General features: G+C 65.1%; 3 protein-coding genes and 1 pseudogene. All 4 read left to right on the top strand.

Annotation, left to right across the window (positions count from 1 at the left end):
- A pseudogene (locus WCA53_RS05080) lies at positions 1 to 397 on the top strand (formylmethanofuran dehydrogenase); the annotation flags it as partial.
- Positions 394 to 2,088: a formylmethanofuran dehydrogenase subunit A gene (locus WCA53_RS05075; protein WP_423906337.1), complete on the top strand. Its 1,695-nt coding sequence runs from the start codon at positions 394 to 396 to the stop codon at positions 2,086 to 2,088. The pseudogene WCA53_RS05080 and the gene WCA53_RS05075, both read left to right, overlap by 4 nt.
- Positions 2,089 to 2,100: 12 nt before the next feature.
- Positions 2,101 to 3,042: a formylmethanofuran--tetrahydromethanopterin N-formyltransferase gene (fhcD, locus tag WCA53_RS05070; protein WP_423906340.1), complete on the top strand. Its 942-nt coding sequence runs from the start codon at positions 2,101 to 2,103 to the stop codon at positions 3,040 to 3,042.
- A partial coding sequence (locus tag WCA53_RS05065; protein ID WP_423906333.1) for a formylmethanofuran dehydrogenase subunit C occupies positions 3,039 to 3,555 on the top strand: 517 nt, incomplete at its 3' end. The genes fhcD and WCA53_RS05065, both read left to right, overlap by 4 nt.

Genomic DNA, 3,555 nt, shown 5'->3' with positions numbered 1-3,555 from the left:
GTCGATGCCAACGCGCCTCGCTCAACAGCCAGCACTTGATCACGATGCCATGCGTTATCGGACGCAACGGCTTCTGGCTGCTCATGAAGTCGATGCGCTGTTATGGGTCGCAAGCTTTCAACCCGAGCCGCTGCCATTCGATCTTGGCCGTACCGTCCCGGCCATCGTGCTCGGGCATCCCGCCATGCGAACGATGCTCGGCGCACGCACTGCGCCGACGGTATTCATTCCCGTGGCGACACCCGGCGTGGACAGCGGCGGGCACCTGTTTCGCGTCGACGGTTCGGTGGTCGCGCCACTGAGCGCCGCACGCGCGAGCGCACTGCCGACGGTCGCGGCCATCGCGGCACGGTTGTCCGACTTCTTCGCCGTGCCCGATTCGAGGAGCCTGCCATGAGCCTGACGCGGCTCAAAGGCGGCACGCTCTACGATCCGGCCAACGGAGTGAATGGCGAACGTCGCGACCTGTATATGCGCGATGGCCGGCTGGTCGCGGCCGTTCCCGGCGCATCCATCGATCACGATTTCGATGCTACCGGCATGATCGTGATGGCGGGCGGTATCGACCTGCACTCGCACATTGGCGGCGGCAAAACCAATCTCTCGCGCTTGCTGCTGCCGGAAGATCATCGCGGTAGCGGCGCAGAAGACGCCGCCGTTCAGGACGCCAACGGCCGCTACTTACGGCTGCCGTCGTGCGGGGTTTGTACCCCCGGCACGCTCGCCACGGGGTATCGATACGCTGAGATGGGATACACCGCAGCCTTCGAACCCGCGATGATGCCCTCCAACGCGCGCCACACGCATCTGGAGATGGGGGACACGCCGATCATCGATCACGGCGCGTACGTGATGCTCGGCAACGACGAACTGTTCCTGCAGCTTCTGGCGCAACGCGACAGCTTCGAGCGCCTGCGAGACTACGTCGGCTGGACGATGCACGCGAGCAAGGCGCTCGGCGTAAAGGTGGTCAATCCCGGGGGCATCTCCGCGTTCAAGTTCAACCAGCGCTCGCTGGACGTGGATGAGGAGCATGTCCATTACGGCATCACGCCGCGCGATGTGCTGCGCACGTTATCGCGCGCGCTGACCGAGTTGGGCGTGCCGCATCCGCTGCACGTGCATGCGAGCAACCTCGGCGTGCCAGGCAACATCGACTCGACGATTCGCACCATGGACGCCGCGGACGGCCTGCCCATTCACCTGACCCATATCCAGTTCCATAGCTATGGCGTGGAAGGACCGCGCAAGTTTTCATCGGGTGCGCGCACGATTGCCGAGGCAGTGAATGCGCGGCCGAACGTGTCGATCGATGTCGGCCAGATCATTTTCGGGCAGACCGTGACCGCGTCCGGCGACACCATGATGCAGTTCAGGAACGCACCGCTTGGGTCACCGAAGAAGTGGATAGCTGGCGATATTGAATGCGATGCGGGCTGCGGAATCGTGCCGTTCCGCTATCGGGAACAGAGTTACGTCAACGCGCTGCAATGGATCATCGGGCTGGAGATTTTCTTGGCTGTCGACGACCCGTGGCGCGTGTCGATGACCACCGATCACCCGAACGGCGGACCGTTCACGAGTTATCCGCACCTGATCCGCTTGCTGATGGACAAAGGCTTTCGCGACGAGCAGCTCGCGAAGCTCAATCCCGAAGCGCAAGTCGCAAGCGCATTGCCGGAACTTGCGCGCGAGTTCTCGCTGTACGACATCGCGATCATCACCCGCGCCGGTCCCGCGCGCTTGCTCGGCCTGAAGGATCGCGGCCAACTGGGCGTGGGCGCGGCGGCGGATATCGCGGTGTATCGCGATGAGGCGGATAAGGAACGGATGTTTACGTCGCCGGCGTACGTGTTCAAGGACGGGCAACTGGTCGCGCGCGACGGCACGCTGGTCGCCACGCCGACCGGTGGCATCCACTACGTCTCGCCCGCTTTCGACCGGGGCATCGAGAAGACGTTGCAAGCCTATAGCGCGGCGAATCTGGTTGGCAATCCCGTTCACGCGACCATCAGCGACGACGAAATCTGCGCGTGCTGCCGCGGCGGCAGGCTCCTGCCGGTGGCCTGCCTGAGCGCCGGAGCGTGAGACGTGAGCGCCATGCACATCAACGACACCCTGATTGACGATACCTTCGCGGAAGCCTTCCCGATGAAAGCGACGCGGCTCGTCATCACCGCTCACACGCCGGTCTGGGCGAACCACGCGGCGCAATCGCTGACGGGCTTCGCGACATCGGTGATCGGTTGCGGTTGCGAGGCGGGCATCGAACGCGAACTTGGCTTCCATGAAACGCCCGACGGCCGGCCGGGCGTGGCGGTGTTGCTGTTCGCGGTGTCGACGAAAGAGCTGGCAAAGCAGGTCGAACGGCGCGTCGGGCAATGCGTGCTGACCTGCCCCACTACGGCGGTCTACAGCGGTATCGATCCGGCTACCAGCCGCGCCCCTCTCTCCGATAACGCCCCGCTCGGCAGCAGCCTGCGCTTCTTCGGCGACGGCTGGCAGATCAGCAAGATGCTCGGCGACACACGCTACTGGCGGGTGCCCGTGATGGACGGCGAGTTCGTCGCCGCAGAAAGCACCGTCACCGTGAAGGCAGTCGGTGGTGGCAACCTGTTGCTGCTCGCGCGGGACACGGACGCGGCGCTGCGCGCGGCCGAAAACGCCGTTCACGCGATGCGCCGATTGCCCAACGTGATCATGCCGTTCCCCGGCGGCGTGGTGCGCTCGGGCTCCAAAGTAGGCTCGAAATATGCTGCGGCACCGGCATCGACGAACGACGCCTTTTGTCCGACGTTAGTCGGCTTGTCGCCGAAAAGCGAACTGGATGCCGAGGTTGGCTGCGTGCTCGAAATCGTAATCGACGGCCTGACCGACAGCGACGTGGGCGCCGCTATGACCGCGGGTATCACAGCGGCGGCCGAACTCGGCCGGGCGGGCGGCGTGCTGCGGATATCGGCGGGAAACTATGGCGGCAAGCTCGGTCCCTACCACTTCCATCTTCGCCAGCTTGCAGCCGGCGTGGAAGGCAGACGCGCATGAGCACGACGACGCTGCGCGTCAGGAACGCGCCCGGATTTCGTGTTGATGCAGCGAGGCTGCTTCCTGGCGCGCTCGCGGCGCTGACGGTGGCGGAGATCGGGCGGATCGTGCTGCCGGCGGGAAACGAGCGCTGCGCAGCCGGCGACGTGTTCGATATAGGGCGTACGGAAACGGACGGCGGGGGCGATGCTGTATCGCTGCTGATCGAGGGTGACGTGCCGTGGCTTGACCGTCTTGGCGCGCATCTCGCCGAAGGCCGCATAGATGTCCGCGGTTCCAGCGGCGACCACACGGGCTTTCGCATGACAGGCGGTGAAATGCGTGTCGATGGCAACAGCGGCGACTTCACCGGCTGCCAGATGAGCGGCGGCCGCCTGACGGTAGGCGGACAAAGCGGCGACTTCGCGGCGGGTCCGCTCCCCGGCGACATGGAAGGCATGACAGGCGGCACGCTGACTATCCACGGCAAGACGGGCGCGCGACTCGGTGACCGCATGAGGCGCGGCCTCGTAC

This window comes from Caballeronia sp., assembly GCF_049581465.1.
Lineage (GTDB): Bacteria > Pseudomonadota > Gammaproteobacteria > Burkholderiales > Burkholderiaceae > Caballeronia.
The sequence above is the reverse complement of the archived record's forward strand: the minus strand, read 5'-3'. Positions and strand labels throughout refer to the sequence as shown.

Excerpts from the sequence above, each read along its gene's own strand:
- WCA53_RS05075 (WP_423906337.1), top strand. The coding sequence starts at position 394 with ATGAGCCTGACGCGGCTCAAAGGCGGCACGCTCTACGATCCGGCCAAC.
- fhcD (WP_423906340.1), top strand. The coding sequence starts at position 2,101 with ATGCACATCAACGACACCCTGATTGACGATACCTTCGCGGAAGCCTTC.